Origin of the sequence: Corynebacterium sp. 401_CJEI, assembly GCF_001076435.1 — a bacterium.
GTDB lineage: Bacteria > Actinomycetota > Actinomycetes > Mycobacteriales > Mycobacteriaceae > Corynebacterium > Corynebacterium jeikeium_D.
In genome coordinates this window covers 1-25,821 of record NZ_JVIP01000012.1, presented here as the reverse complement: position 1 = coordinate 25,821, position 25,821 = coordinate 1, and the positions used below count along the sequence as shown (strand labels likewise).

26 protein-coding genes and 1 tRNA gene are annotated in these 25,821 nt (G+C 60.9%); 8 read left to right on the top strand and 19 right to left on the bottom strand.

From position 1 onward, the window contains the following. Both ADM64_RS10750 and ADM64_RS02990 read right to left on the bottom strand, forming a co-directional pair. A partial coding sequence (locus tag ADM64_RS10750) for a helix-turn-helix domain-containing protein (protein ID WP_241486319.1) occupies nucleotides 1-314 on the bottom strand: 314 nt, incomplete at its 3' end. 410 nt (nucleotides 315-724) lie between these two features. Continuing rightward, on the bottom strand, nucleotides 725-928 hold the full coding sequence (locus ADM64_RS02990) for a cold-shock protein (protein ID WP_005511370.1): 204 nt from the start codon (nucleotides 926-928) through the stop codon (nucleotides 725-727). A 317-nt stretch (nucleotides 929-1,245) separates the two neighbouring features. Between ADM64_RS02990 and ADM64_RS02985 the strand changes: the two genes are divergently transcribed. Beyond that, nucleotides 1,246-3,582 carry a DEAD/DEAH box helicase gene (locus ADM64_RS02985; RefSeq protein WP_049193090.1) on the top strand — a complete coding sequence of 779 codons (2,337 nt, stop codon included), beginning with the start codon at nucleotides 1,246-1,248 and terminating at the stop codon, nucleotides 3,580-3,582. On the opposite strand, the gene ADM64_RS02980 is transcribed toward ADM64_RS02985, so the two are convergent. From ADM64_RS02980 to ADM64_RS02950, 7 genes are all read right to left on the bottom strand, one after another. Continuing rightward, nucleotides 3,566-3,931, bottom strand: coding sequence for an Rv3654c family TadE-like protein (locus ADM64_RS02980; RefSeq protein ID WP_049193087.1), 366 nt, complete (start codon nucleotides 3,929-3,931; stop codon nucleotides 3,566-3,568). The genes ADM64_RS02985 and ADM64_RS02980 overlap by 17 nt on opposite strands. Next, nucleotides 3,928-4,281, bottom strand: coding sequence for a TadE family type IV pilus minor pilin (locus tag ADM64_RS10650; protein ID WP_053092999.1), 354 nt, complete (start codon nucleotides 4,279-4,281; stop codon nucleotides 3,928-3,930). The genes ADM64_RS02980 and ADM64_RS10650 overlap by 4 nt, the downstream gene beginning before the upstream one ends. After that, nucleotides 4,274-4,546: a DUF4244 domain-containing protein gene (locus ADM64_RS02970; protein ID WP_049193086.1), complete on the bottom strand. Its 273-nt coding sequence runs from the start codon at nucleotides 4,544-4,546 to the stop codon at nucleotides 4,274-4,276. Before ADM64_RS02970 ends, ADM64_RS10650 begins: the two co-directional genes overlap by 8 nt. A gap of 207 nt (nucleotides 4,547-4,753) precedes the next feature. Beyond that, entirely contained in the window at nucleotides 4,754-5,407 is a 654-nt protein-coding gene (locus ADM64_RS02965) for a type II secretion system F family protein (protein ID WP_049193085.1), read from the bottom strand. Beyond that, entirely contained in the window at nucleotides 5,404-6,294 is an 891-nt protein-coding gene (locus ADM64_RS02960; RefSeq protein WP_049193084.1) for a type II secretion system F family protein, read from the bottom strand. Before ADM64_RS02960 ends, ADM64_RS02965 begins: the two co-directional genes overlap by 4 nt. A 66-nt stretch (nucleotides 6,295-6,360) precedes the next feature. Further along, the gene (locus tag ADM64_RS02955) at nucleotides 6,361-7,506 is read right to left on the bottom strand and encodes a TadA family conjugal transfer-associated ATPase (protein ID WP_080985603.1); all 1,146 of its coding nucleotides are present in this window, start codon (nucleotides 7,504-7,506) and stop codon (nucleotides 6,361-6,363) included. After that, nucleotides 7,499-8,896, bottom strand: a complete 1,398-nt coding sequence (locus tag ADM64_RS02950) for a hypothetical protein (protein WP_241486317.1) — start codon at nucleotides 8,894-8,896, stop codon at nucleotides 7,499-7,501. Before ADM64_RS02950 ends, ADM64_RS02955 begins: the two co-directional genes overlap by 8 nt. Before the next feature lie 685 nt (nucleotides 8,897-9,581). On the opposite strand from ADM64_RS02950, the gene ADM64_RS02945 reads away from it, so the two are divergent. Continuing rightward, nucleotides 9,582-10,481, top strand: a complete 900-nt coding sequence (locus tag ADM64_RS02945) for an HAD family hydrolase (protein WP_049193081.1) — start codon at nucleotides 9,582-9,584, stop codon at nucleotides 10,479-10,481. 24 nt (nucleotides 10,482-10,505) lie between these two features. Here ADM64_RS02945 and ADM64_RS02940 read toward each other — a convergent pair whose 3' ends face one another. Next, nucleotides 10,506-11,483: a hypothetical protein gene (locus tag ADM64_RS02940; protein WP_080985602.1), complete on the bottom strand. Its 978-nt coding sequence runs from the start codon at nucleotides 11,481-11,483 to the stop codon at nucleotides 10,506-10,508. Between the two features lie 204 nt (nucleotides 11,484-11,687). Between ADM64_RS02940 and ADM64_RS02935 the strand changes: the two genes are divergently transcribed. Both ADM64_RS02935 and ADM64_RS02930 read left to right on the top strand, forming a co-directional pair. Beyond that, entirely contained in the window at nucleotides 11,688-12,188 is a 501-nt protein-coding gene (locus ADM64_RS02935; protein ID WP_016421928.1) for a phage holin family protein, read from the top strand. 94 nt (nucleotides 12,189-12,282) lie between these two features. Then, nucleotides 12,283-13,260 carry an alpha/beta fold hydrolase gene (locus ADM64_RS02930; RefSeq protein WP_049193080.1) on the top strand — a complete coding sequence of 326 codons (978 nt, stop codon included), beginning with the start codon at nucleotides 12,283-12,285 and terminating at the stop codon, nucleotides 13,258-13,260. Nucleotides 13,261-13,342: 82 nt separating this feature from the next. Here the strand turns inward: ADM64_RS02930 and ADM64_RS02925 are convergent, their stop codons facing one another. The 4 genes from ADM64_RS02925 to nth are packed head-to-tail and all read right to left on the bottom strand — an operon-like array spanning nucleotide 13,343 to nucleotide 16,977. Further along, the gene (locus ADM64_RS02925; protein WP_049193079.1) at nucleotides 13,343-14,539 is read right to left on the bottom strand and encodes a MarP family serine protease; all 1,197 of its coding nucleotides are present in this window, start codon (nucleotides 14,537-14,539) and stop codon (nucleotides 13,343-13,345) included. Beyond that, nucleotides 14,536-15,393, bottom strand: a complete 858-nt coding sequence (locus ADM64_RS02920) for an NUDIX hydrolase (protein ID WP_049193078.1) — start codon at nucleotides 15,391-15,393, stop codon at nucleotides 14,536-14,538. The genes ADM64_RS02925 and ADM64_RS02920 overlap by 4 nt, the downstream gene beginning before the upstream one ends. Next, nucleotides 15,390-16,133, bottom strand: coding sequence for a TlpA family protein disulfide reductase (locus tag ADM64_RS02915; protein ID WP_049193077.1), 744 nt, complete (start codon nucleotides 16,131-16,133; stop codon nucleotides 15,390-15,392). The genes ADM64_RS02920 and ADM64_RS02915 overlap by 4 nt, the downstream gene beginning before the upstream one ends. A gap of 16 nt (nucleotides 16,134-16,149) precedes the next feature. Further along, on the bottom strand, nucleotides 16,150-16,977 hold the full coding sequence (gene nth / locus ADM64_RS02910; RefSeq protein ID WP_414630314.1) for an endonuclease III: 828 nt from the start codon (nucleotides 16,975-16,977) through the stop codon (nucleotides 16,150-16,152). A gap of 620 nt (nucleotides 16,978-17,597) precedes the next feature. On the opposite strand from nth, the gene glxR reads away from it, so the two are divergent. Then, nucleotides 17,598-18,281 (top strand): CRP-like cAMP-activated global transcriptional regulator GlxR, encoded by a 684-nt coding sequence (gene glxR / locus ADM64_RS02905; RefSeq protein ID WP_049193076.1) that lies wholly within the window; start codon nucleotides 17,598-17,600, stop codon nucleotides 18,279-18,281. Between the two features lie 612 nt (nucleotides 18,282-18,893). Here the strand turns inward: glxR and ADM64_RS02900 are convergent. The 4 genes from ADM64_RS02900 to ADM64_RS02890 form a co-directional block, all read right to left on the bottom strand. Then, entirely contained in the window at nucleotides 18,894-19,709 is an 816-nt protein-coding gene (locus ADM64_RS02900; protein WP_005511689.1) for an MBL fold metallo-hydrolase, read from the bottom strand. A gap of 135 nt (nucleotides 19,710-19,844) precedes the next feature. After that, nucleotides 19,845-20,321, bottom strand: a complete 477-nt coding sequence (locus tag ADM64_RS02895; RefSeq protein WP_049193075.1) for a RidA family protein — start codon at nucleotides 20,319-20,321, stop codon at nucleotides 19,845-19,847. Nucleotides 20,322-20,457: 136 nt separating this feature from the next. Further along, nucleotides 20,458-20,619, bottom strand: a complete 162-nt coding sequence (locus ADM64_RS11005; RefSeq protein WP_005511670.1) for a hypothetical protein — start codon at nucleotides 20,617-20,619, stop codon at nucleotides 20,458-20,460. Nucleotides 20,620-20,690: 71 nt separating this feature from the next. Next, nucleotides 20,691-21,053, bottom strand: a complete 363-nt coding sequence (locus ADM64_RS02890) for a WhiB family transcriptional regulator (RefSeq protein WP_005511664.1) — start codon at nucleotides 21,051-21,053, stop codon at nucleotides 20,691-20,693. A 370-nt stretch (nucleotides 21,054-21,423) separates the two neighbouring features. On the opposite strand from ADM64_RS02890, the gene ADM64_RS02885 reads away from it, so the two are divergent. Continuing rightward, nucleotides 21,424-23,832, top strand: a complete 2,409-nt coding sequence (locus tag ADM64_RS02885) for a transglycosylase domain-containing protein (RefSeq protein WP_049193074.1) — start codon at nucleotides 21,424-21,426, stop codon at nucleotides 23,830-23,832. A gap of 60 nt (nucleotides 23,833-23,892) precedes the next feature. On the opposite strand, the gene ADM64_RS02880 is transcribed toward ADM64_RS02885, so the two are convergent. Then, nucleotides 23,893-24,354: a GatB/YqeY domain-containing protein gene (locus ADM64_RS02880; protein ID WP_049193073.1), complete on the bottom strand. Its 462-nt coding sequence runs from the start codon at nucleotides 24,352-24,354 to the stop codon at nucleotides 23,893-23,895. A gap of 39 nt (nucleotides 24,355-24,393) precedes the next feature. Here ADM64_RS02880 and ADM64_RS02875 point away from each other — a divergent pair, with 39 nt between their 5' ends. Continuing rightward, the gene (locus ADM64_RS02875) at nucleotides 24,394-25,329 is read left to right on the top strand and encodes a metallophosphoesterase (protein ID WP_049193072.1); all 936 of its coding nucleotides are present in this window, start codon (nucleotides 24,394-24,396) and stop codon (nucleotides 25,327-25,329) included. Nucleotides 25,330-25,500: 171 nt separating this feature from the next. After that, nucleotides 25,501-25,577: transfer RNA gene (locus ADM64_RS02870), tRNA-Pro, on the top strand. Nucleotides 25,578-25,821 lie beyond the last annotated feature (244 nt).

Here is a 25,821-nt window from a genome sequence, read left to right as displayed (position 1 = left end):
TACACCGTGGTTGTGCACACCCCAGCCTGCGCGGCAATCTCGGCAACACTATATGAGCCGGCCATAAGCATCTCGTAGATCACGCGATGCTTATGCATCATCGAGACCTTCGGGTAGTGCGATTGGTGCTGGATCTCAATTCCGGCTTGTCGCGCCCACCGCCTGACAGTTGGTGAGGGTATCCCTAACTCACGTCCAACTGCGCTTGCTGATGCCCCGTTGGCGATGTGTTGAAGCGCAATCGGTTTGATGGCACTGTATTTCGTTCGGCGGGTTTGCTTCACTACTTCTCCTGGTCGAAAGTGGTGATGCATTCACCGCCTGAACCTACCAGCCATTTTTCGGGCCATTTTTGACATAAACGCAGTCAGTAACTCGGATCGACCCGCCGTCGCTGACATAAACGCAGCCAGTAACTCGGATCGACCCGCCGACGCTGACATAAACGCAGTCAGTAACTCGCATTGAGGTAAGTATCGAAGGCGCCCACCCGCTGTTGCGCCGGTCAACACGCCGGTCGACACGCTGAGCGGACACACTTTTGCCTATTACCCCACGATTGTCGCGCACTCCGGGCCCCAGAAACACAAAACCCCACGCAGAAATTACTTTCCACGTGGGAGAATCAAGGTTCACAGCATGAACACAGCACGGACCTTGAAAAAGCCAAAAATTCCGCGAGCCAAACTGAACAAAAGCCCAGTTCAACCCGGAAATGGCTACCTTACAGAGGCTTCACGTCCAGAGCCTGCGGGCCCTTCTGGCCCTCACCAATCTCGAACTCGACTGCCTGGTTCTCTTCCAGCGTCTTGAAACCAGTGCCCTGGATCTCGGAGTAGTGAACGAACACGTCGTTGCCACCGTCAGCTGGGGCGATAAACCCGAAGCCCTTCTCCGAGTTGAACCACTTCACAGTACCCTGTGCCATTACAAAACTTCCCAACTTCAGGATTCGATAAAACAAGTATTCGCCACGCACGTCCGGTCACGCACGATGGGGTAAACACGGCCAGAACACCCTTTCCGCCTCGAGCGGGCTTTTGCTGGGTGCCCTTTGGCGGGCGATACACTCAAAAAGTCTGCCACGTTTGGGGCGCGAGCGCCGATTAGCAACAGCTTCTTGCCACCCCCGTAAACCCCGTGCTCGGGATCCGGAGAAACTGGGGTGCTGAGCAGCGGAAAAGTGGCTGGTAGGAAGCGTCGTCAAGCATATGAAGTGCGCGTTTATAGGAAAGGGTGGTGTCGGTGGAGTCGTTTGGGCGGGAGCTGCTGGGGCCGGTTATTCGTGCGCATCCGCGGGCGACAGTGACGCACATTGCGGACCTTCCTGCGCGCGCTGGCGTGACTGCGCCTTGGCCTGAGTGGGTGCCAAGTTGGCTGAGAGAAGTGCTGGTAGATCGCGGAATTGAGAACCTGTGGACTCATCAGGCGATAACCGCGAACCTCGCCCGCGAGGGCGTGCACTGCGTCGTCGCGACGGGCACGGCGTCGGGTAAATCGCTCGGCTACCTGCTGCCCGTGCTCACAGAACTGTCCGCCACCCCCGCGGCCACCGCGCTGTACCTCTCTCCGACCAAGGCGCTGGGCGCCGATCAGCTGGACACTGCACGCGCGATGGCACCGGCGTCGCTGAGTTCGCTGATTTCGCTTTACGACGGCGACACCCCGCAAGATGCCCGGCGCGCCATCCGCGACCATGCCCGTTGGGTGTTTACCAACCCCGATATGCTGCATGTTTCGGTCCTCGGCAACCATGTTCGGTGGACGCGGATGCTGCGCAACCTGCGTTATATCGTCGTCGACGAATGCCATGCCTATCGAGGCGTGTTCGGCGCCAACGTCTCTCAGATTCTGCGTCGCCTCCTGCGGCTATCCCGTGAGTACGGTGCCTCGCCGACCGTGATTTTTGCCTCTGCGACGACCAACGACCCCGCTGACCAGGCTCGTCGCCTCATCGGCGAGCCTGTCGAGGCCATCACCGAAGACGGCGCCCCGGTCGGCGAGCGGACTATCGCCCTGTGGGAACCCGGCCTGCTCCCCGACCTCCAAGGCGAGAACGGCGCCCCCGTGCGCCGCCCCGCCCCGACCGAGGCCGCGGATATCATGGCCGACCTGCTTGTCGAGGGCGCCCGCACCCTGACCTTCACCCGTTCGCGAAGCAGTGCTGAGAAGGTAGCGCTCGGCGTGCGCGAGCGCCTGGAGAAGCGTCGCCGCAGCGATATCGCTGAGCGCATCGAGTCTTACCGGGCCGGCTACCTGGCCGAAGAGCGCCGCGACATCGAGCGCATGCTCGATGACGGCACTCTGCTAGGTGTGGCCACCACCAATGCACTGGAGCTGGGCATTGACGTCGGCGGCCTCGACGCGGTGGTACAGGCCGGTTTCCCGGGCACGGTCGCTTCGTTCTGGCAGCAGGCCGGCCGCGCGGGCCGTCGTGGCCAGGGAGCGCTGGTGGTGTTGGTGGCTCGCGATGACCCCATGGACACGCACTTGGTCCACAACCCGTCCGCGCTGCTGGGCCGACCGGTGGAGAAGACCGTCTTCGATCCCCGCAACCCGCATGTGGTGTGGTCGCACCTCTACTGCGCGGCTGTGGAGAAACCCGTCACCACCAGCCAGCTTCAAGCGTGGGGAACCCTACCCGTAGCCGAGGACATGGTGACAGCAGGCTGGTTGCGCAAGCGCACCTGGGACGGACAAGAGCCCGTCTACTACCCGACCGACCGCGATGAGGGACCGCGCATTGCCACTGCCCACGATGCCGTGAACGTCCGTGGCGGCGATGGCCAGGAAGTAGCTATCGTCGACCAGACCGATGGTCGACTGCTTGGCACCATCGATCTTGGCCGTGCGATGCAGCAGGTCCACGACGGTGCCGTCTACTTGCACCGCGGTGAGTCCTACCTTGTCGACCAGCTGGACTTCGACAGCCTCGTCGCCCTAGTCCACCCCGAGCAGCCACGCTATTCCACCAGCTCGCGCATGGACACCACCATCCGCATCCTCGATGTTGACGATATGCGCCGCTACCAGGGCTTACAGGTCGCCTCGTGCCAGGTCGAGGTCTTTCACCAGGTCACCTCCTATCTTCGTCGCCTGGATACCGGCGAGATTCTCGACAGTGTTGAACTTGACTACCCTCCGCAACGTTTGGTCACGCGCGCCGTGGCCTACACAATGCCCGAGTCCACCCTGCGCTCCTGGGGCGTGGGCTCCGACATCGCGCCGGGGGCTCTTCACGCAGCCGAGCACGCGGCTATCGGCATGCTGCCACTGATTGCCACCTGCGACCGCTGGGACATCGGCGGTGTTTCCACGGTCATGCACGCCGATACCCAGCAGCCCACCGTTTTTGTGTACGACGGGCACCCTGGTGGTGCGGGGTTTGCCGACCGTGGCTACGAGGCCTTCGCTCAGTGGATTCGCGCGACCCGCGATGCCGTCGCCGCCTGCGAGTGCGAATCCGGCTGCCCATCGTGCATCCAGTCGCCCAAGTGCGGCAATGGCAACGATCCGTTGGACAAGGCCGGCGCAATCAAGGTGCTCAGTGGGGTGTCGCGCGCGCTTAACGGCGGCCAGTAGCAGCATCCTTCACCGCTACCGGCCCTGCTCTGGACGTGGCTTTTCTCTCCTTTCGTTGGACGCTGACCTGCACGTCCTCCCCATCAATCTCGCAGGCCACAAGGCGTGCGTGGTTAGCTTTTGCGATTGCCCCCGCAGCTTTGCAGGCGTCGTCGCTCTCTTGCGCAGCCACGGCACCTGCCACCGCGGCCAGATCCGCTGCTACCGCTGCCTGCCGAGCCTGCACCACCCTCACCCCGGCTGTAACTCCAACCAAAGTCAGAACGACGAAAGCGGCGATGAACAGTGCAGCTGCGACTGTGGTGGAACCTTCTTCTTCGCGGAGAAGGCGGGCTGTCACGTTTCTCATGACGATGCCGCTCTTTCCCGCAGTGCGACCGCGCGTGCTTCCAGCGAAAATGGCCCCGCTGAGCGCCGAATGGTCACGCGCACGGTACCGGAGGTTTCCGATATCGCGACCTGCCCATCCGCGTCTGCGCGAAGCTCGGCTACTGTCTCCGCATCGCCCCGCGCCTCAGCCCGTGCGATGGCTCCGGCTGCGTCGGTAAGCCCTAGGTACATTGCGATGGTGACCAGCCCGGACAGAGCCGTGACCATGACCGTGACCAGCGCCGCGAGACCGAAAGCGGTTTCTACCGTCGTTTGGCCTTCGTCGCCGACGCACAGGCGATGAAGCGTAGAGCGGATGCGGCTAGACATCGGTGTTGAGCGCCCTTTCGATGATGTCGGTGAGCGCCTGGGTGATATCGCCGCCGGTCACGACGGTGTAGAGCAGGGCTCCGAAAGCGGCGGCCGCAATAGTTCCGAGAGCATATTCCACGGTTGACATGCCGTTTTCCTCAGTTACCAGTGCGCGCAGACGCTTGTGCAAATACGAGCGCAGCTGGGACTGCGCAGCGGTCAGCGGATTGGTTGAAGAGTTGGTTGGAAGGTTGGTCGGATGGTTGGAGTTTTGAGTGGTCATGAGTGTTTTCCCCTGTGTGGATGTCGAGTGACAGGTCAGTTGTGAGGTGTGATGTGCATTGACGCGCGTTGATGCGCGTTGATGCATGTTTGGATTGCAGCGCGGCAGGCGGCCCGCGCGCGCAAGCGAGTACGCAACCGAGAAAACAACCAGTACCGCATCCGGCGCGTGCCAGCGCGCGGGGCTTGGCGCAGAAGTGCCCACGCTTCATGACGGCATCAGTCCTGCAAACATTTCGTCGGCAAGCCCAGCGATGGTGGGCACCAAACCCAGCACCACAAACGCGGGTAGAAAGCACAACGCCAGCGGCCCGGCAATGAGGACACCAGCCTTTTCGGCGACGGCTTGCGCCGCATCGTGCGCTTGACTGCGGTACGTGGCAGCGGTGTCCTCCAACGCCTGCGCCAGAACGGTGCCGGATTCGGCTGCACGGCGCCCAGCTGTCGCCAGGGGCACGAGCGCGGGTGTGGCAGCAAGGCTTTCCCAAGTGGAGTGCGCGCCCACGGACAACCTGGCGGAGCACTGTCGAAGTGGCTCGGCCAGCTCAGGGTTTGCACCATCGGCAGCTGCTGCCATGGCCTGCGACAACGGCATACCGGAGCTCAAACAAGCGCCAATGATGTCGAGGGCCGCTGCGGCATCGAGCAGCACAGCCGGGCTGATGCGCTCACCGCCAATGACAGTTCGCACACGTTCCCGCACCTGTGCGGCAATCTGCGCCACCCGATTGGTCACCTGTCGACGTAGGCCTCCTCGCACACGAGCATCCGACTCGGCTACCAATTCGGGCAGTCGGCTGCGGACGGGATTGAACGTCGGCAAGCAGAGGTAGACGGCGATGAGAAGTGCGGCGGCAATCATTGTCCGGCCTCCGCACGATCGATGATGGCGACCGCCCATTCGATGCCCGCGCACACCAGCCCGACACCGATGACCAGCACAATTCCTCCGATACCGCGACTGAGGAACTCGAATGGGGAAGCCCCGAACGCTTGCCCCATGACCAAACCGAACACCGGCAGTGAAGCCAAGATGGCGTTCGTCATGCGCGGTCCCGCCAGCGCAGCAGACGTCTGTGAGCGATGCGCCTGACGAGCCTGCAAATCACCCCGCGCGCAGTCCAGCAACCCAGCCAAACTCAGACCGTGCTGCTGCGCCACCGTCCACATACGCCCAATCCGGCGCAGTTGCTCCGAAGATTCTTCGCCCTCCCACGGGTCGGCGAAGTTCGCGCGATGCGCCGCGTGCGCGAGATGATCAGCCAACACAGTCTCATCCTCTGACCTGCGCAATTCCGCTGCTGCCGCGTTGAGCGCTCGTGAAGCCGCCACTCCTGCGCGCAGCTGCGCGGTCAAGGTTTCCAGCGCTACCGCAGCGCTGTCCGCTTCCCGACGTTCACAGCGCCTCTCCCTCACAGCGCGCACTACTGCCCCTGCGGTGCGGCCCAGCAACAGCCCGGCTATGACACCTGGAATCCCGGCGAGCCACAGCAACACGAGTGCTGGGCCTGCAACGATGAGGATTGATAGTCCTGTAGTTCGATTCGCACTGCCAGTGCTTGCTGCACTCGACCCCGTGGAACCAGCACCAAGTCCAACCATGCGCTGCAACCACTTCAGCCCGCTGGACACCTCGCGGGCACGGCCTGCCAGTGCTCGCGAGCGCACCGCCGCCGAGCTGTCCGGCCAGATAGCGACTACTGCAGCCACGCCCCCAATGAGCATCGCCACGCTAAACCCTTCCCCCATAGCTGTTAATCTCCCCGTCTAATCCCCTGACTTTTCCTCTAGTCATTCCATCGGGTATTCCACCGGTTATTCCCCGCCGACCAGCAACTTCTGCAACGCTTCCCAACCCGGCCCAGGCCCATCCCGAGCAGTCCAGACCTCCACCACCTCCGGTGGGTTACCGCGTAGCAGCCCGATCTGTGCCAGCCTGCGAACATCAGCGCGTTCGACCACCAACACCACCTGCACCGCCGAGACCAACTGCGCATGCAGCCCGGCGCGACCAAGGCCACCGATCAGCCCCAGGGCCTCAAAGCGCGCGACGACATCCCCAATCCGGTTGGCGTGGATTGTCCCCGCCCCACCGCGATGCCCCGTATTCAACGCTGCCAGCAGATCCACCACTTCGGCGCCGCGAATCTCACCGACGACAATGCGATCGGGACGCATGCGCAACGCCTGCTTCAGCAACTCCTGCTGTCCAATCGCGCCGGCGCCCTCCAGGTTGGCGGCCCTGGTCACCAGCTTCACCACATGCGGATGCTGAGGCTGCAGCTCCGGAGTGTCCTCGATACACACAATGCGCTGGTCAGGATTAACTTCTGAGAGCATCGCCGCCAATAGCGTGGTCTTTCCCGCACCCGTGCCACCGGCGACAATAAACGACAGCTGTCTCGCCACGATTCCCCGCAACACCGGCAGAATTTCCGGTGGAAATAGCCCGACATCGCATAGCTCCGCAAGTCCGCGACGAGCCGGACGCAGCACCCGCAGGCTAATCTGAGTGCCGGTCGCCGACGGTGGGGAAAGCACCGCATGAACTCGCACACCACAGCCGCCGACACCACCAGGAATATGGCCGTCGGCCCAGGGTTGCGCGTCGTCAAGCCTTCGTCCACACCGCGACGCGAGCCGCACCGCATACGCGCGCACCTCGCCCTCGTCCGCGAAGGAAATCTCGGCCCGCTCCAGTCCGTTGCCAGCGTCGACCCAGACCTCGCCCGGCGCGGTGACCAGCACATCGCTGACACCAGGGCGTCGCAACAGCGCATCCAACACACCCGCGCCCACTGTTTCCTCGCGAATCGTGCGTAGAATCTCCAGCACCTTCACATCGGAGACAACCCCCGAGGTCTCTGCGCGAATGATGTCGGCGACCTCGCTATGCGATGCCACCCCAGGCCGCTCCGCAAGCGCCGCCCGCACCGCTGCCAACAGCCTGACGTCATCCATCGCCACCACCGCCGACAAGGGCAAACATCGCTTCCAATCCCCGCGTCAGCTTGCCGACGGCCCCAGCGAGCCCGCCCACATCTATCTCGTGAGCTACTTTCTTGCAGTACTCAATCTCACCAACAATGGGCAGGTCGAGAGCGTATTCCACCTCTTCGACACTGATATCGCGGTGCTGCTGGTACCGAACTGCAAGATTTGGGGTGAACCCCGCCTGTGCACAGATGCTCGCCAAAGGGCCAGCGGCTGCGATAGCTCGAACGGAGGTGGGCAGGACTATGACGGTGTCATCGGCAAGCGCGCCGAGAGTGGTGACGTACTCCACCTGCTTCGGGCAGTCCACGATGACCGTAATTCCGGCATGAATAAGGCAACTAATGGTGCTGGCAATGTGCCGGACATCGTCGGGCCTGTCGGTTCTGCCGGACCTGTCGGCGCTGTCGAATTTGTTGTTCGCCGTAGCGTAGTTGTAAGCCGTCTCGGGCGTGCGACTGCGAGTCCACGTCAACACTTTCAGCGCGGGCGATCGCGGGCAGGATGGCAGTGCTTCGTAGAGTGCCGCCCCGTCGAGACGGCCATCAGCAGCCGAGAAATCTTGCCACCTCAATCCCGGTTCCGTTTCCATCCCGAGCACCAGATCAATGCCTCCCGCCAGCGCGTCCGCATCCACCAAGCAGATGGGCCTTTCGCGGGAAAGAACCAATGCACTCGCTGCCGCCGCGATGGAAGCACCGGCACCGCCGACCGCAGGAACCAACATCAGGCACGTTGCCGAGGAATCGGTTGTAATTGCCGGCACGTTCGGTACGGGTTCTGTACCTGGCGCTGTAATCACGTCGGTGCTTGCAGGTGACGCTGGGTTCTGATGGTGGTTCAGGAGGCTCGAGCCGTTTTGGTGATCGGTGGGATTCGGAGCATCCGGGCGTACGTCGCCACGACCGAGCAGTTCGACAATATCGACGTTATCCGCGGGCAAACTGGCGCTGTAAACAGGCGCTAAAACCTTCGCTACCTGCACATCTTCCGCCTCAGTATCACTGCGGACCAGGAAGATCGCTCCCTCACTATGAGGCCGTCCGGTCAATCTTCGGGCTGCCGGTGCATCGACGAACACCGCTGGTGCCCGACGCCACAGGGCCGATGACACTCCCGCTCCTGTCGATACTGACGATGGGGCTAACGCTGTGGCTGATGCTGGCGGCGAAGCAAATGTTTGTGCGGCCACTGGCGCTGCAGCCACAGGTGGCACGGTCTCCTGCACACAGTCACGACCGGTAGCAGCGACTATGAGCGCAACCTCTTCACGCAGCGCCTCATCATCGACGGCGTTGACTACTGGATTTGTTGGAGCCTCAGTTCGATGAGCCATGGACAGTTTCTTGATTGCCATGGCCATAGCGTGCACTACAGGGCGGATTCAATGACGCCCGCAAGGGGCCAAAACCTCGCTGTCTGTGGATAATTTTCAGACTGTGGATAACTGCAGAACGCCACGTCGCCTTTGCCTTATGCTACTGCGCGACCTGGCTACTGCGCGGCCTGACCAATGCAAGTTAGTGACTACGTTTATGTCAGGTGGCGTTGGGTCGATGCGAGTTAGTGACTGTGTTTATGACAAAAATGGCACGAAAAATGACTTGAAAGTGTCATAAACTCATACAGTTTCACATTTGCAGCCCGCAATTTTTACTACATACCCCTCAACATTGGGCCAAAAAGGGGCGACGCCCCGCGCCGGGGGGGGGATTGGCGCGAGGCGTCTTTAACCGGCTCGGGGGGGGGATTGAGCCGGGGCGGCCTCGCAGTCTGTTTCTAAAAAGAACAAGAAGGGGCCAGCCACGTCCAAGTATTACATATCCCGAGGAATCTGCAAATACCTTACAAAGGATTTAATGCCCATTATGTTCGATGTCACGTTTCCTCGATTAATCGCGCCCAGGAAATGCCGCGCCCCAATCGCCGCCAAGCCCCCCCCCACGACCGCCACCGGCCCAATCGCCCCAATCCCCCACCCAGCAGTTAAACACTCATAATGCTCTCCCCGTGCCCGACATCCATGGGTAAGCTCGGAGTCTATGAACACCGGCGAGAACAAGGCTTCAACAACGCCGCAGCCGCGCGCTTCTACGGACACGAGCAGCTCTAAAGATGCCCAAATCGCTGCAGGCCTCCACGCCACCGCTGACTCTCGCGTCGCTGCGTTCTTTGACCTGGATAAAACCATTATTGCCAAGAGCTCGGCATATGCGTTCAACAAGCAATTCCTCGAGCGCGGCATCATTTCGCCGACAGACATGCTGCAAATGGCGCTCAGCCATGCCCTATATATGTCGCAGGGGCACGATGAGGCGCAAATGGAGGCCACCCGCCAGCAGTTTTCCGCCCTTATCGCTGGTCACAGCGCCAGGGAGCTGCGCCAGGTCGCCATCGAAACCCTAGAGCAGAACATCACGCCGTACATCTACGCCGAGGCATTGGAGCTCATTCGTGAACACCGCGCACAGGGGCATCAGGTGTTCATTATCTCGGCATCGGCTCGGCAGATTGTTGAGCCCATTGCGCAGGCGCTCGGTGTCTACAACGTGGTGGCCACCGAGCTGGAGGTCCGCGATGGGCTCTTCACGGGTGAAACGGAGTTCTTCTGCCGAGGCGAAAACAAGGCCGTGCAGATGCGTCGGATAGCGGAAAAGCGCCAGTTCGACCTGGCCGAATGCTTTGCGTACTCGGATTCCATCACTGATGAGCCCATGCTGTCTGCAGTCGGCCATCCCGTTGTGGTCAATCCCGATCGCGCCCTGCGCAAGATTGCGACGGAACGTGAGTGGCCTGTGCGCCAATTCCGGAATCCCGTCCCGCTGTTTCGCGCGCCGTCGAAACGCAATGCTGCAATTCTTGCCGGCGTCACACTGGCGCTTGGCGCGGGTGCGACGCTGTTGGCACTGCGCAACAACGACGACGAGTCAAAGGCCGACTAACCCACCATCCGGCAGCCGGCCCGCCTACACCGCTTCGGCGATACCGCGCGCTTCCACGGCACCGGCCTTCAGCCCCTCCAGGTGCAGGAGAATCCACGCACGCAGGCCATCGGCGCTTCCCGACGCAAACCCCTCTGCGGCCTCGACATACTCCTGGCGGTGGCGAGTCCAGTAGACCTCGGGCACGGCCAAGCCACGCGGATCCAGGCCGGTTGCGACAGTTGTCAGTCGCGAGGCGGCGCGGGCGATGATGCCGTTGTGATACTCGAAGGGGCGCAGAGTCAGCAGCTCACCGTGCACAATCGCCGAGAGCACACCAGCATGAATCTGGCTGCGGCCAGTGATGAAGTCACCGAGCACGTGCAGACGCTGCTCCTTCATCGCAGACGAGAGCTTGTCGTCACCGACCGGACGGCCGGCCTTCATCCGCGCCTCGGAACCGTCTTCAGTTTCACCTGCGGGCGATGCGTTCAACGCAAACTTGGCCAGCACCTGCTGCGGAGCGCGCTGCCACACGCGGGTGGTCTCACCAATTGACTCCGGGGAAATGGTGTCGGCAACCCGCAGGGCTGCTGCGAGTACGGGGTCGGTGATGTTGCCGTCGTCGGGAAGCGATGGCTCGCCGCCTTCTAGCCACGCCGATGCCCGAGCGCCACGCAGGACCGACTCGGAGCCGGTGACGTTGTGCTTGCGCAGGTTAGCCTTGTGCCTATGGACGGCCTGGATGGCCTTGGCCGCGACATCAGCCGCGTGTGCAACGCCGTCGAGCTGCCACAGGGGCGCGAGGGGGTCCTTGGGGTCAAGCTGCGGAATAGCAGCGGCGGGAGCACTGTCAGCGCCACCGGCACCCGATTCAGATGCCTTCGCCTGCGCTGCCTCACGCTCTGCGCGCTTCTTCGCCGACACGGAGGACACACCCAGGCTCATGCCAGCTAGGCCACCCTTTCCGACACCGGCGCCAACTCCATCGGCTCCACGCACGTTCTCAGGCTGATTGTTCATATCCCACACCCTAATTCTTCACCGCTAAGTAAGTGACAAACTTATATAGAAATGGTCAAAGATGAGAAAAACTTCAACGAGTTCTTGGCTTTTTCGCCCTTATGGCGCGCCCTACCCACAATCAGAGGTAGTATGGCAGTTTGTAACTGCAGTTTTAAAGTTTCAAACCATCTTTTCCAACCATCTGCGTAGGAGGAAGTACACGTGAGCAACGACGATACGAAGGGTCTCTTTACCGACGGCACCGAACCGCGTGTTACCGCTATCCCGCTGAGTGATGTGGATAGCAACGCATCGGGTGATGCTAGCGTCGGCCAGCTCGTGTCTAATGCTTCTTCGCAGATTTCCGCTCTGGTTCGCTCTGAGATTGAGCTGGCCAAGGCCGAAATTGCTGGCGAGGCTAAGAAGGGCGCAGTTGGCGGTGGCTTCTTCGCGGTTGCCGGCGTCGTCGCGCTGTACTCCTCGTTCTTCTTTTTCTTCTTCCTCGGCTGGCTGCTGGATGTTTGGCTGCCAACCTGGGCTGCATTCCTCATCGTTTTCGTTCTGATGCTGGTCATCGCCGGTGTGGCAGCACTGCTGGGCCTGAAGAAGGTCAAGTCGATCCGCAAGCCGGAGAAGACCATCGAGTCGATGCAGGAGCTGAAGGGGGTCGTGCCGTCGGGGTCGGCGAAGAAGTCTTCGCAGTCGAACGGTATGTACACCTAAAGGCTTGAAAGAAATTGGGCGGGACTTTGTTGGTCTCGCCCTTTTGTCTTATTCAGTCCCGGTTTAAGCCCTTCGGATAAGGTATTTTCCCCTCATGACCTCCCTCCGCGATTCTCTCACTGGCCCCTGGCGTCATCGTCTCATTCACGTCCGCGGCCAGCGCCTACACATCGCCGAGTGCGGCCGCCCCTCCGATCCGCTCGTGTTGTTTATTCACGGCTCGACTGGCGGTTGGTTTGAATGGCGCGAGGTTTTGCCGCTGCTTAACGACGACTCGGGCGATCCCCTCCCCGTGCACGCTGTGGCTATTTCTATGCGTGGCTACGGTCAGTCCGACCGAACACCGCAAGGCTACGATCCGTTTGAGGCGGCCCAGGACATCGCCTCATCGATTCGCTCGTTGGGGCATTCGACCGCGCTGCTGGTCTGTCAGGGGTTCGGCACCTGGGTGGCGTGGACGTTGGCTTCGCGGCAGCCCAATCTTGTCTCCGGAATTATTGGTTGTGGTGCTGCACATCCGAAAGTGTGGCTGAACCAGTTGAAGAGCCCGCGGTCGGAGGACTTCCGCAGTAGCCTGGCTCCTCTGCTGCGCCGTTCGTGGTGGGACTCGCGGCCACGGGTACCGCAGTTGCGTCGCAATAAGTTCAGCACGCAGGCGGCTGAGGCTCGCCAGCAGCGGCTCATTGAGCGCATCGTGCGCGAGTCCATGTCCACCGCCGGGGAGGGGTTCGCCGAGACCCCCGCGGGGAAACAGACCGCGGAACTCATGACCGATAGCCTGGCCAGTGGTGCACTCCGTCCTGCACTGGCTCACATGAATTGGTGGACGCGGCCGGCTCCGGCCGCTTTCCGCAAGTGGTTGAGTGCGATGGAGGGCCCGTCGAAAAGCGATGAGCACACGGTGCTGCTCGTCGGCGAGCAGGACACTCGTACCCCACGTGCGCTAGTGGAGCTCAGCTCGAGTCACGTGCGCGTTGTGCCGGATTGTGGGCACTTCCTGCCGGCAGAGAAACCTCAGGCTGTGGTGCAGGCAATCAGGGATCACTTGGACTGGTTGCCGGAGGGGTCTTAGGCTTCGGCTCGGCTGAAGCTAGCCGGAACTCTCCTGCGGTTGCGGCTGGGGCTGACCTGTCCACAGACACACAACTTTCCGCTTACCCCGCCACGCACTGCTGCGTGCCGATGGCCCCGTAGTTATTCATCGCCTCATCGATGTGTGGCTGGACCTCGGCGTGCGTCAGCGCGTAACCAGTCTGGTCATTGTTCACACCGGCACCGAAGACCAAGCCCAGGATCTGGCCCTGCGGCGTAATCAGTGGGCCGCCCGAGTTGCCGTGGCGCACATCCGCCTTCAGAACATAGGACTGGCGCTCGTGTCGAGTCGACGAATAAATATCCGGGCCTCGAATAATGATGTTCTCCGTCACGCGCGCAGGTGTGGCCTTAAAGGGGCCGGACTCGGGAAAGCCCAGCACTACCGCGTCATCGCCCGGACGAGCTTCCTGATCCGCCCACTGCATGGGCTCCAGGGGCAGGTCGGTGGTTCTGAGCAGGGCGACGTCGTCAAGCGGATCGTAGTGCACGACGTTCGCGTCAGCCATGCCGACCACGGTTTCCAGCCGAACAGTGGTGGCGCCGGCGACCACATGCGCATTGGTCAGAATCAGATCCGGCGCAATGACAAAGCCAGTACCCTGCAGCAAACGTTCGCACTGCGGGGCCTCGCCCAAGACGCGGACGATGGACGGTCGAATACTGTCGACGACACCTTGTGAAATCACATTGGGGTCGGCGGGTTCATCGGGGACGTTCTGCTTGTAGCCGAATGGCGGAGCGATGGCGGGCATTCCATCATCGCGAAGCTGACGGAGGATGCCACTGAAGCCGTCGCTCCATTCGTCGGGCGCGACCTGGTCAATGAGGTTCATGCCCTTGGACTCACGTACCCAGTCGGCGAACTGCCCGGGCACGGCGGTGGCCAGGGGTACGGCGATCATCCATGTCACTACCAGCGCAGTCACGGACTGCACGATGGCACCGAGGCTCGAATCCAGGCCGACGGCCAACGGCGAGCGAATGGTATTCCGCAGCGACTGCCCTGCCACTGTTCCCACCGCATGACCAATCAACGCCAACAGAATCACCGTGCCGAGGCCCAGAAGAACCTTTCCCGACTGGTTCTCGACCTGCGCCATAGCTAGCGGCGCCAAGGGCACACCAATAACCAAGCCCAGGACAACGCCCAAAATGGCCATAATCGACGAGACGGCGCCCTGCTGCCAGCCGACGATAAGCGCGAAAATGAAAATCGCAAGCAGCGCAACGTCAAACACAGCGATTGCGGGCATCATCGTCGGCCTCTCTTCAGTACGGACAGTTTTTCACCATTAGCGGAACGCGCGAGCACTGGCAAAAGTTTCTGGACGTTGGTGTCGTCCCACGGTTCCGACCAGCCGGCCACATCCAGCAAGTAGGACAGCACGCCGCCGGTAAAGCCCCAAACGATGAAGTCACCGACCTTAAATGCCGGCCCTGTCCAGCCGTGATAGCCCAGCATCATGCGGTTGTCCGGATTTGTCAGATGGCTAATTGGCACATTGAGCACCGATTCCGTCTCTGCAGGGTCGACCACACGCAGCGGATGCGGTGCATGCCAATACGCCAACACCGGATTCACCGCGAAGCCAGTCCGCGAAATGTCAATCGAGTCCAGCACCCGCACCGGCGTCACCGTCTCTCGGTTCAGGCCGGTTTCTTCCTCGGCTTCACGCAGCGCAGTATCAATTTCATCCACGTCCTCGGGATCGACACGACCGCCCGGAAAAGCCATCTGGCCTGCATGCTTACGCAGGGTTGTCGCCCTGTGCGTAAGTACCACGCTGGCATCCTCCGGCCGTTGGTGCGCCTCCGCATCACCGCTGATCAGCACCAACACCGCCGACCGCGCCGGATTCCGCAACGGTTTCTCCTGCGTCGAGGAGTCTCGCCGCAACTTCGCAAACGCACGCTTCACGCTTGACGACGAAGCGGAGCGACCGGCCACCTGCTGCTCCGAGTGGCCTGTTGTGGCGTGGCTGGCGCTGCTGGCGTGACCTGCCGCGTCGTGATCAGCGCTGACCAGGTGCGGCGGCAAACTATTGGTCAACCACTTCGGCAGATACAGCCCCGAGCTTGCGTCACGATTCCACGACTGTCCCTGAGTCACTTCAATGCACCTCGCACGAGATCCGTAATCTGCTGCGCATCGGTGAATTCACCAGGATGAATGGTCGCCACCGTGCCATCTGCCTTAAACACCACGGTGATGGGCACAACTCGCGGTAGATTCAACGCTGGTCCGACCACGTCGACCGTGTCCGAGTAGGTCGGTAGCTTCACTCCGATTTCCTGCAGGAAGGCCTGGCCACGCCCCGCCTCGCGAGCCGCATGCACCGTCGCCACCTGCACGTCCGGATTGTCCTTGGCCCATTGCTCAATAAGCGGTAGCTCTTGGCGACACGGCGCACAGTTCCACGCCCAGACATTAAGCACCGTCGGCTTGCCCTCGACGACCTGCCCCATGTCCACCAGTTCCACTTGCCCAGCCTCGTTGTCCTGGCTTGCCGAGTCTCCCGACTCCGCCAACAGCGGCAAGCGCACACCGGTCAGTGAGCCACTACCCGCTACCGCCGCGATCTCATCCTTTGACATCGCTGGCGCTGCCGGTGCACCATCCACTTCACCATCACTGCCAGCGCCATCCGCACCGACACTCACACCAGATCCGGTCCCACCACCGTCGGCCTCGTCATTGCCACCAGTGGTATTCACAATCGCGAAAATCACCAGACCCACAATGCTAATTCCCGCGATGAGCAGCGTAATCAGCGATGCCGAACGGTTAACGTCCGCCTGCCGATCCTCATAGTGGCCACCATTGTGACTATGACCGCCCTGCTCATTCACGAAAAGTGCTCCTCGACTAGTCCTGTGTCGCTGTGGTGATGCGCGCGCTATCCCCGTCGTCAAGCGCGGAAAGTTCCTCCCCACTGTAGCCGTCATTAAGACCGGCCAGGTAGAGAAGCCATTCCCTGTCGTCTGACTTAATCAACTTCTCCGCAGTCTCCGGCTCCGCCGGACCCTCGACGCCATACGACGGGCAATCCGCCGCCAAGAAGCACGCCCCGCACGCCGCCCGGCGCGAATGGCACACCCGGCGACCGTGGAAAATCAGCCGGTGCGAAAACCACGTCCACTCCGCGCGCGGTAGCACCTCCATCATCTCGTGCTCAACGCGCACCGGATCTTCCTGCTCTGTGAGACCCATGCGCCGCACCAGACGCCCAAAATGCGTATCGACCGTCAAACCCGGCACCCCAAAAGCATTCCCCAGCACCACGTTTGCCGTCTTTCGCCCCACGCCCGGCAGCTTCACAAGCTCCTCCAACGTGCCCGGCACCTCGCCGCCGTGCTGCTCCATCACCCCCTGCGCAAAACCGATGATGTTCGCAGCCTTATTCCTGTAGAAACCCGTCGGCCGAACGAGCTCCTCGACCTCTTCCTGGTTCGCAACCGCCAAATCGGCTGGGCTGGGGTACCTAGCGAACAGCGCCGGCGTGGTCATATTCACCCGCACGTCCGTACACTGCGCCGACAGAATCGTCGCCACCGCAAGCTCATACGGATTACGAAAGTCCAGTTCACAGTGCGCATTCGGGTACGCCACCGCCAGCGTGCGGTTAATCCGCCGCGCACGCCGCACCATGCCCAGGCGCGTCTCCTTCCCCCGCGCCGCCGGATGCGCCCCCACCGCCCGACGCTTCTTCGACGTCAGGGATCCCTGCGGGTGCGTGGGTTGGGGTTTGCTCGTCGCCTGGTGCTTGCTTATCTGGTGCTTGCTTATCGACGATGCCTTGCCGGTCGTATCCATGGTCGTAGTGTATCGGCTACCCCGGATTGCAATTCGCGTGCGCACCTTTCGCGGGCCGAATCCTTCGATTCGTCCGGGATGCGGATGGAACCGGTAGCAGCTCGGGCATATTCGGTCAAAAACCAAAGAAGTCATGCCCCACCACATCTTGGAACACCGTTAGCGAATTATTAGTTATAAATACACAGTTCAGCGGCTTTTCACCAGAATTCCCCACAGGCGCAGTGGCTCTTTTGCTACAGTGGTGCTTATCACATCTTGGTGACGGCGTAGTTTTGGGATGCATCTGTAGAGGCGATTTGTCGTGAAATTCGCCCAGGGATGAACCTGCCTTGAAAGCTGGCAGCGGCGTTACCGGGAAAGACCGAAAGTAGTGGGACTAGTGGGACGGGGTAGTTTCTCTTCCTGTTTGGCCACTGCAATCTGTAGTCGAGTGCTAATTTGGCGGCTGCTGGCCTGTATTTACGGTGGTTAGTGGCCAAAGACAGGAGAATTTTACCGTGGATGACGTCAAGGAGATTCTCTCCCGGGCCGGTGTATTTCAGGGAGTCAACCAGGAGGCTGTGCAGGCCTTGCTCGGCGAGCTCGAGACGGTTCGCTTCCCGCGTGGAACCACCATCTTCAATGAGGGTGAGCCGGGCGATCGGCTCTACATCATTATTGATGGCAAGGTGAAGCTGGCTCGTCGCTCAGCCGACGGTCGTGAAAACCTGTTGACCATCATGGGCCCGTCCGACATGTTCGGCGAGCTCTCCATCTTCGACCCGGGCCCGCGCACCTCTTCGGCGGTCTGCGTCACCGAAGTTTCCGCCGCGTCCATGAGTGCCGATCAGCTGCAGGAATGGGTTGGTTCACACCCTGATGTTCCAGCTCAGCTGCTGCGCATGCTGGCCCGCCGTCTGCGCCGCACCAACAATTCACTGGCTGACCTCATTTTCACCGACGTCCCAGGTCGCGTTGCTAAGTCCCTGCTTCAGCTGGCCAATCGCTTCGGTGTTCAGGAAGGTTCTGCTCTCCGCGTGAACCACGACCTGACTCAGGAGGAAATCGCACAGCTCGTCGGCGCCTCCCGGGAAACCGTGAACAAGGCTCTGGCAGAGTTCGCCCACCGCGGCTGGATTCGCCTTGAGGGCAAGTCCGTGCTCATCTCCGATACGGAGCGTTTGGCTCGACGCGCACGTTAGCTTGTTGCGCACGTTAGCTTGTGGCGCACGTTAGCTTGTGGCGCTTGCGGCGCTGCCCAAACGACTCACATCCCGCAGCCTCTGCTTTTGGATCCTCGGTTCCCGTAGGAGCACATGAAACGCATGAGGCTCGCGGGATTTTTGTTGTCTTCCCCCGCTGGCCTGGCATGCTGACCTGGTATGCCGGCCTGCCATGCCGGCCAAGTTTGGCGCACTTATCGACGCTTTTCTGCCACTTATCGATGCTTTCCCGGCACCTATCGATGCACCATTCACCGATTTCTCCTTGCATCAATCACTTATCGATGCGCTGTTCACTTGTGCGCGCGCTATAGCTCATCGACAAGTGGATACCTCATCGATAAGTGATTGAGCTGGCCCCGACGAGGCCAACCCACCCAACCGGCACTAGCCCACCCCAACCAGCACTACCCCAAACAAAAAGCGCGCAACCCGCAAAACTGCAGGTCACACGCTCTTTTCATGCGGTGAGTCAAGCTCAGCTTCACTCAAGCTCGGCTTCAGCCAAGCCTCAATTAAGCCCAGCCCAGACCAGCCCAGCAACTGGCCAAAGCCCAAGCCGAAGCCAAAACCCAAGCCAAAGCCCAGCAACTACTCCCCGTGATCGCGCAGGTAGCGCAGGGTCACACGAGTCGACTGCTCAGCAGCATGACGCAGCACCGGATCGACATCGGTGTAAATCTCATCCACAATCTGGTCGACCGTAGCTTCGTCGCCCAGCTTGGCAACGGCATCCTTCACCTGCTGAAGGCGCAGCTTACGACGCTCAATGTACTTCTGCGTCATCACAGTGATGTCCGGCAGGTCAGCACCATGCCCAGGCAGCAGACGAACACCCTTGCCGCGCGAATCCAGCATTTTCAGGGTTTCCATGTACTTACCCAGGTCGCCGTCGGTCTCCGAGATCATAGTGGTGTGGCGGCCAGCAATCGTGTCACCGGTAACGATGCCTTCAACATCGTCCTCGCCATCACCAGTGTGAATGAAGAAGCAGACGGAATCAGCGGTATGACCAGGGGTTGCCACGACCTCAATCTGCGGAGTCACTCCGTCGAGGACGATACGTTCGCCGTCGACAAGCGGATCCTGACCTCCCGCGCAGTACTGAGACTCCAGCTCACGAATCGGCGCGCCGGTGAGCTGGCGGAAACGTGCGGCGCCATCAGCATGGTCGCCATGACGGTGCGTCAGCAGAATCAACGCAACGTCGCCGGCATAACGCTGCAGGACGTTCAGGTGTCCCTCGTCCTCCGGACCCGGATCGATGACAATGCTGCGGCTATCCCCCTCAGCCTTAATAACGTAGGAGTTCGTACCCTCCAGCGAAGAGTAGCTGGGGTTCGGGCACAGAACGACGCCCACAGACTGAGAAATCTGACGCAGTTGGCTATACGCAGGATGCTCCATGTCCTCTATCCTACGTGGTTGCGCAATCCGGGGAGCGCGCCACGTCGTCCAATTCGGCTCATTTGGGTGTAAGCACGCTTTACGACGACCCGGAGAACGCAGCATCCCCGCTGGTCACGGCAGCAAACACAGCAGCTACTGGGCTACTTCAACGATGATCTCGACTTCCACGGGAGCGTCCAGCGGAAGCTGATTCACACCCACTGCCGAGCGAGCGTGCTGGCCGCGTTCGCCAAAGACGTCGCCGAAGAGTTCCGAGGCTCCATTGATAACGCCCGGTTGACCAGTGAATCCGGCGGCGGAGTTGACGAAGCCGACGACCTTCACGATGCGGGTGACGTTGTCCAGGCCAACCTCAGCATCGACTGCGGCCAAAGCGTTGAGGGCGCAGGTGCGGGCTGCCTCCTTGGCCTCCTCAGCAGTGACTTCTGAGCCGACGTGGCCGACGTGGGTGAGCTCGCCGTTAACGAATGGGAGCTGACCGGAGGTGAAAACAAGGTTGCCCGTGCGCGTTGCGGGTACGTAGGCCGCAACTGGCGCGGCAACTGCAGGCAGGGTAAGCCCCAGGCCCTCGAGGGCCTGGGAAGGAGTGCGAGATTCAGAGTTGCTCATTTAAGTTAAGCCTTTCCACGGCGACTGGGGGCCGGGCGAATAAAGCCGGCCAAAGAAAGATGGCAGCCAACCGTGAGTCAGCTGCCAATCGAAAGCACAACCGCCGTTGTTAGTTAGGTGCTAGACACCGAGGTAATTAGTCAGCCTTCGGGCGCTTGAAGTAACCGACGTGGTTTTCGCCGGTCGGGCCGGGGAGAACAGTGACGAGTTCCCAGCCGTCCTCACCAAAGTTGTCCAGGATGGCCTTGGTGTTGTGAATGAGCAGCGGTGCGGTGAAGTATTCCCATTTAGTAGTCATGGAAGCTACTTTATCTGTCCCCCAGCCTCGCGCGCTGGGGGTTTAGTTTTACTTCGGTCTAAGTTCGGTTTTTACTTAGCCAGCTTTGCCTTGCGCTGAGCTGCGTACTGCTCAGCGTAGAAGTCGGCCCACGAAGTAATTTCCGGGTGCTCGCGCAGCATTGCGCGGCGCTGACGCTCGGTCAGGCCACCCCAGACGCCGAACTCGACGCGGTTATCCAGAGCGTCGGCACGGCACTGCAGAACCACTGGACAGTGGCGGCAGATAACTGCGGCTTCGCGCTGTGCGGCGCCGCGAACGAACAACTTATCCGGGTCAATATCGCGGCACTTAGCGCGCGGGACCCACTCCTGACGATCGCGGAAGCTCTCTACACCGAGCTCGTAGTCTGGCGTAGTAGCAGTGCGGTTGCGATCGGGAATCGTGGCGGTCATTGTAGCCTCCTCGTGCCTGCGATTTTCGTTATTTCGAAATAGTTTCAACTAAATAGTGCTGAAATTTTGTTGTAAGTCTATTCACACCAACCAAATAATGTCGATTGGGTCACACTGGGAGGGTGGGCGTGGCGCAGCTCTAAATACAACGATGCAGGTGGGGCAACTTTTTCCAACAAAAGCACGGGGGTGATTTACGTCACTATGAAAATCTTTTTCCAGAAACCACCACACGATGAGTTGCCCGGTATTGTAAGGGCGCTCGTAGCACTCCTCCCCCGCTCGCCAGGCGTTTTTCTGGGCTCGCCGGGCATGTCTCTAGGCGGATTTTCGAAAACTCACTTCGGCTCAATCCGCCCTACCTTGTAGTGTGATTGCTGTGAATAAAGGTTCGACGCTGTTCAAGCTCTCCGTTGCCACTGTGTTGGCTGCGTTGATTGTGGCCAGCGCCCTCTTTCCTCTTGTGGGCGGCTCGGCCTACCTCGTCGCGCGCACGGCTGATGAATTCGCGTCGGCGTCGCGGTCGGTGATTTCTAAGGACGCACCGGGGGTCACCACTATTACGGATCGTAATGATCAGCCAATTGCGTGGCTCTATGATCAGCGGCGGTTTAATGTGCCGTCGGAACGTATCTCGCCAGCTATGAAGGATGCGCTGGTCAGCGTGGAAGATAGGCGCTTTTATGAGCACTCTGGTGTGGACTGGAAGGGTACTGCTCGTGCGGCGGTAAAGAACTTCATGTCCCAGTCGGTGCAGGAAGGCGCCTCCACAATTGAGCAGCAGTTGATTAAGAACCACACGCTGCTGGTGGACGCAGAGTCGGAGTCGGAGCGCCGCGCTGCTACTGCCACGGATTATGGTCGCAAGATCCGCGAGATTCGCATCGCGTTGGATCTGGAAGATGAGCTGACGAAAGACGAGATTCTGACTAAGTACCTGAACTTGGTCCCCTTCGGCAATGGCGCGTTCGGCGTGGAAGCTGCAGCTCAGACATACTTTGGCATTCCCGCGTCCGATCTGAATGTCCCGCAGGCCGCTCTGCTCGCGGGCATGGTTCAGCAGTCCTCCGGGCTCGATCCGTATACAAATCCGGAAGGTGCGCATGCACGGCGTAACGACGTGCTTGCGGCCATGGAATCCACGGGGGCAATTGGCCCGCAGGAGGCTCAGGACGCCAAGGCAGCTGATCTCGGCATCCTTCCGGAGCCTCAGCGCCTGCCGCAGGGCTGTATCGCGGCGGGCGATCGGGGTTTCTTCTGTGATTATGTGGTCTCCTACTTGGAGAACCACGGTATTGAGACCGAGAAGCTCAAGCGCGGTGGCTTCCATGTGAAGACCACACTGGACCCGCGTGTGCAGGACAGCGTGCAGGAGTCTCTGCGTCAGCAGGCGTCACCGACTGCGGATGGCGCAGCCGAGGTTATGAGTTTGCTTGAGCCTGGGGATGACTCCAGGAAGTTGCTCGCGATGGCGTCGTCACGCGTATACGGCCTCGATGCGGAACAAATGCAGACCGTGCAGCCTCAGCCATTTACGCCGGTGGGCAATGGCGCGGGCTCGATTTTTAAGATTTTCGCGGCGACGTCGGCGGTGGAAAAGGGGCTGGGTATTGATACCAACTTCCCGGTGCCGCGTCGTTATGAGGCCTCCGGGCTGGGCACCGGTGGCGCAGAGGGCTGCCCGCCGGGCCTGTACTGCGTGGAGAACGTGGGTAGTTTCCCGCCGTCGATGTCGCTGCGTGAGACGCTCGCACGGTCGCCGAATACTCCTTTTATTCAGATTTCGGAGCTGGTCGGCGTCGATGGCGTGATGGACATGGCGGTACGCCTGGGCATGCGCTCATACACGGAGCCGGGCAGTTTTGATGGTGAGTCCTCGGTGGCGGACTATGTCTCGGAGCATAAGCTCGGCTCGTTCGTGCTGGGTCCGACGTCGGTGAATAACCTTGAGCTGTCCAATGTCGCTGCCACCCTGGCCAGCAATGGCCGCTGGTGCGAGCCCTCTCCGATTGAGTCAATCACGGATTCCAAGGGCAATGCGGTCAAGCTGAATGTGCCACCGTGCGAGCAGGCAGTGGAGCCGGGTGTCGCGCACGCGATTGCTAATGCGCTCAGCAATGACGCCACCGATGGCACCGCGAAGGATGCCGCGAAAGAGCTGAATTGGGAAGGCCCAGTCGCGGCTAAGACCGGTACCACCGAGTCGAACCAGTCTGCGGCATTCCTGGGCTTCACCGGCGGCCTGGCCGGATCGGTGTACGCCTACAATGACACCCCGACTGTCACGGAGCTGTGTACGTCACCGCTGCGCCAGTGCCCAAGCGGCAACCTCTTTGGTGGTCGCGAGCCCGCGCGGACATGGTTCGGCGCAGTCGGCCCGGTTATCGAGGATTATGGCGGAAAGAACCTCCCACCACTGGATTCGGACTACGGCCTGGGCACCTCGATCACCCAAATGCCGAATGTGGTGGGCATGCAGAAGGCCGAGGCCCGGGAGACCCTTAAGAAGGCCGGCTACAAGGTAGAGGAACGCACAGTCTCCCTCACCGGCGAGTCGCGCGGAATCGTGGTCGGGTTGGATCAGCCGCCGCTACTACTCAAGGGTGGCACCGTCACAATCCGCGTGGCCGATGGCACCCGCCGTCCGACCCCGCCACCAGCGCCGTCGCCACGACCGGACTCGACGACGACCCGGCCGGATCCGCTACCGCAGTTCCCTCGCCCGAACACTCCGCCAGCGCCGAGCTTGCGGGATCTGATTCCGCTGCTGCCGTTCTAGTTCACCCTAGAAGGCAGCTCCAACGCTTATCGCCGAAAAAGGAAACGGCGAAAGGTCGCGCTAGCCCTGCAGGGCAGCCTTAACGGCCTCGGAAAGCCGCTTGCCATCGACCTGGCCAGCGGCCTTTTCCTTAGCCACCTTCATAACCTGGCCCATGATCTTCATGCTCGGCGCGTCATCGCCAGCAACCTCGGCCACAGATTCCGCGACGAGGTTCTTCACGGCGTCGTCGTCAAGCTGTTCCGGCTGGTAGCGGGCGAAAACCTCTGCTTCGGCGAGTTCGGCGTCGGCAAGTTCCTGACGGCCGTTCTGGGCGTACATCTCAGCGGACTCGCGACGCTTCTTGACCTCCCGCTCAATCACACGCAGCACCTCGTCATCGGTGAGCTCGTGCTTGGAGCCGGAAACCTCCTCGGTCTGGATGGCGGCCTTCAGCATGCGCAGCGACGCAACGGTTTCCTTGTCGCGGGCCTTCATCGCGGCGGTCATATCGGAGACAATTGTGTTCTTCAGTTCACTCATACGCCCTAGATTACCGCTGTAGTTGATAGTGTCTCTGTCATGACATCGCGCGCTTTTTCCAACCAAATTCTGCGGTCTGCCGCAGCTCTCGCCACGCTTGGCTTGACGACGTTCCTCTACGCGAACCAAATCGAATTGCGTGCATTTAAACTCCACCGTGTGCAAGTTCCCGTGCTGGCACCCGGCACGCTCGCCCGGGTGGGAAAGCGCGAGGGTGAGCCTTTCCGGATTCTGCATGTCTCCGACTTCCACATGCTCCCCGACCAGAAGTTGAAGCAGAAGTGGGTTGCCAGCCTCGATGCTCTGAACCCTGACCTGGTGATTAATACCGGCGACAACCTGGGCAGCGACAAGGCCGTCCCCAGTGTCCTCGCAGCGCTCGGCCCCCTACTGAACCGTCCGGGTGCCTTCGTGTTCGGTACGAATGACTACTTCGCGCCACGGCCTGTCAATCCGCTGAAGTACCTGACAGGCAAGAAGCGCAAGCCCTCACGCGTCGAACTGCCGTGGCGCGGCATGCGCGCTGCGTTTATCGAGCACGGCTGGCAGGATGCCACCCATGCCCGGCTGGAGTTTGTGGCGGGTGGCGTGAAGGTGGCGCTGTCCGGTGTAGATGACCCTCATCACGAGTTGGAGGATTATTCGCAGATCGCCGGTGCTCCGAATGCGGATGCCGACATCGCTATCGGCCTGTCGCACTCGCCAGAGCCCCACGTGTTGGATGCTTTTGCGGAAGACGGCTACGACCTGGTGCTTTCTGGTCACACACACGGTGGCCAGGTGTGCCTGCCCGGCGGGAAGGCCATTGTGACCAACTGCGATATCGACCGCTCGCGGGCCTCGGGGTTGTCGCGCTGGACCGAGAAGACATGGCTGCATGTCTCCAATGGCCTTGGCACTTCCCCTTACGCTCCGGTGCGCTTGTTCTGCCGCCCATCCGCGACCTTGATTGAGGTTGTGGAGCGGGATTCGTAGTTCGTAGTCCGTCGGGGTGCAGTTCGTAGTTTGTAAGGGCGCGGCGGAGACCGCGGCTTGTTCCCACAGCCCGTTAAGCAGGCGTTTTGCATTCTGACTCAGCGTCGGGCTAAAGTAAGTCCTCGCAAGCACAGCACTGAGACGTATGTTCCCAGTTCGTGTCTGCGGCCTCGGGGTATGGCGCAGCTTGGTAGCGCGCTTCGTTCGGGACGAAGAGGCCGTGGGTTCAAATCCCGCTACCCCGACCAAGTAGAAACCCTCTCTCACCTGGAGTTATCCGGGCGAGGGAGGGTTTCGTCGTTGGCTGCTGAACCCTACTTTTTGCCGCGGTTCAGGGTTGATAGCCAAAGAGTGCGTCCAGTTCTCAAGGTAGCGACTAGTCAGGCCCCAACTGCGGCAGCACCACAGCCCGGAGTTACGTGGCAAAACTGTCAACCCGAAAACTCCGGGGCTGCAAATGTGAAACTGTGTGAGTTTATGACACTTTCAAGC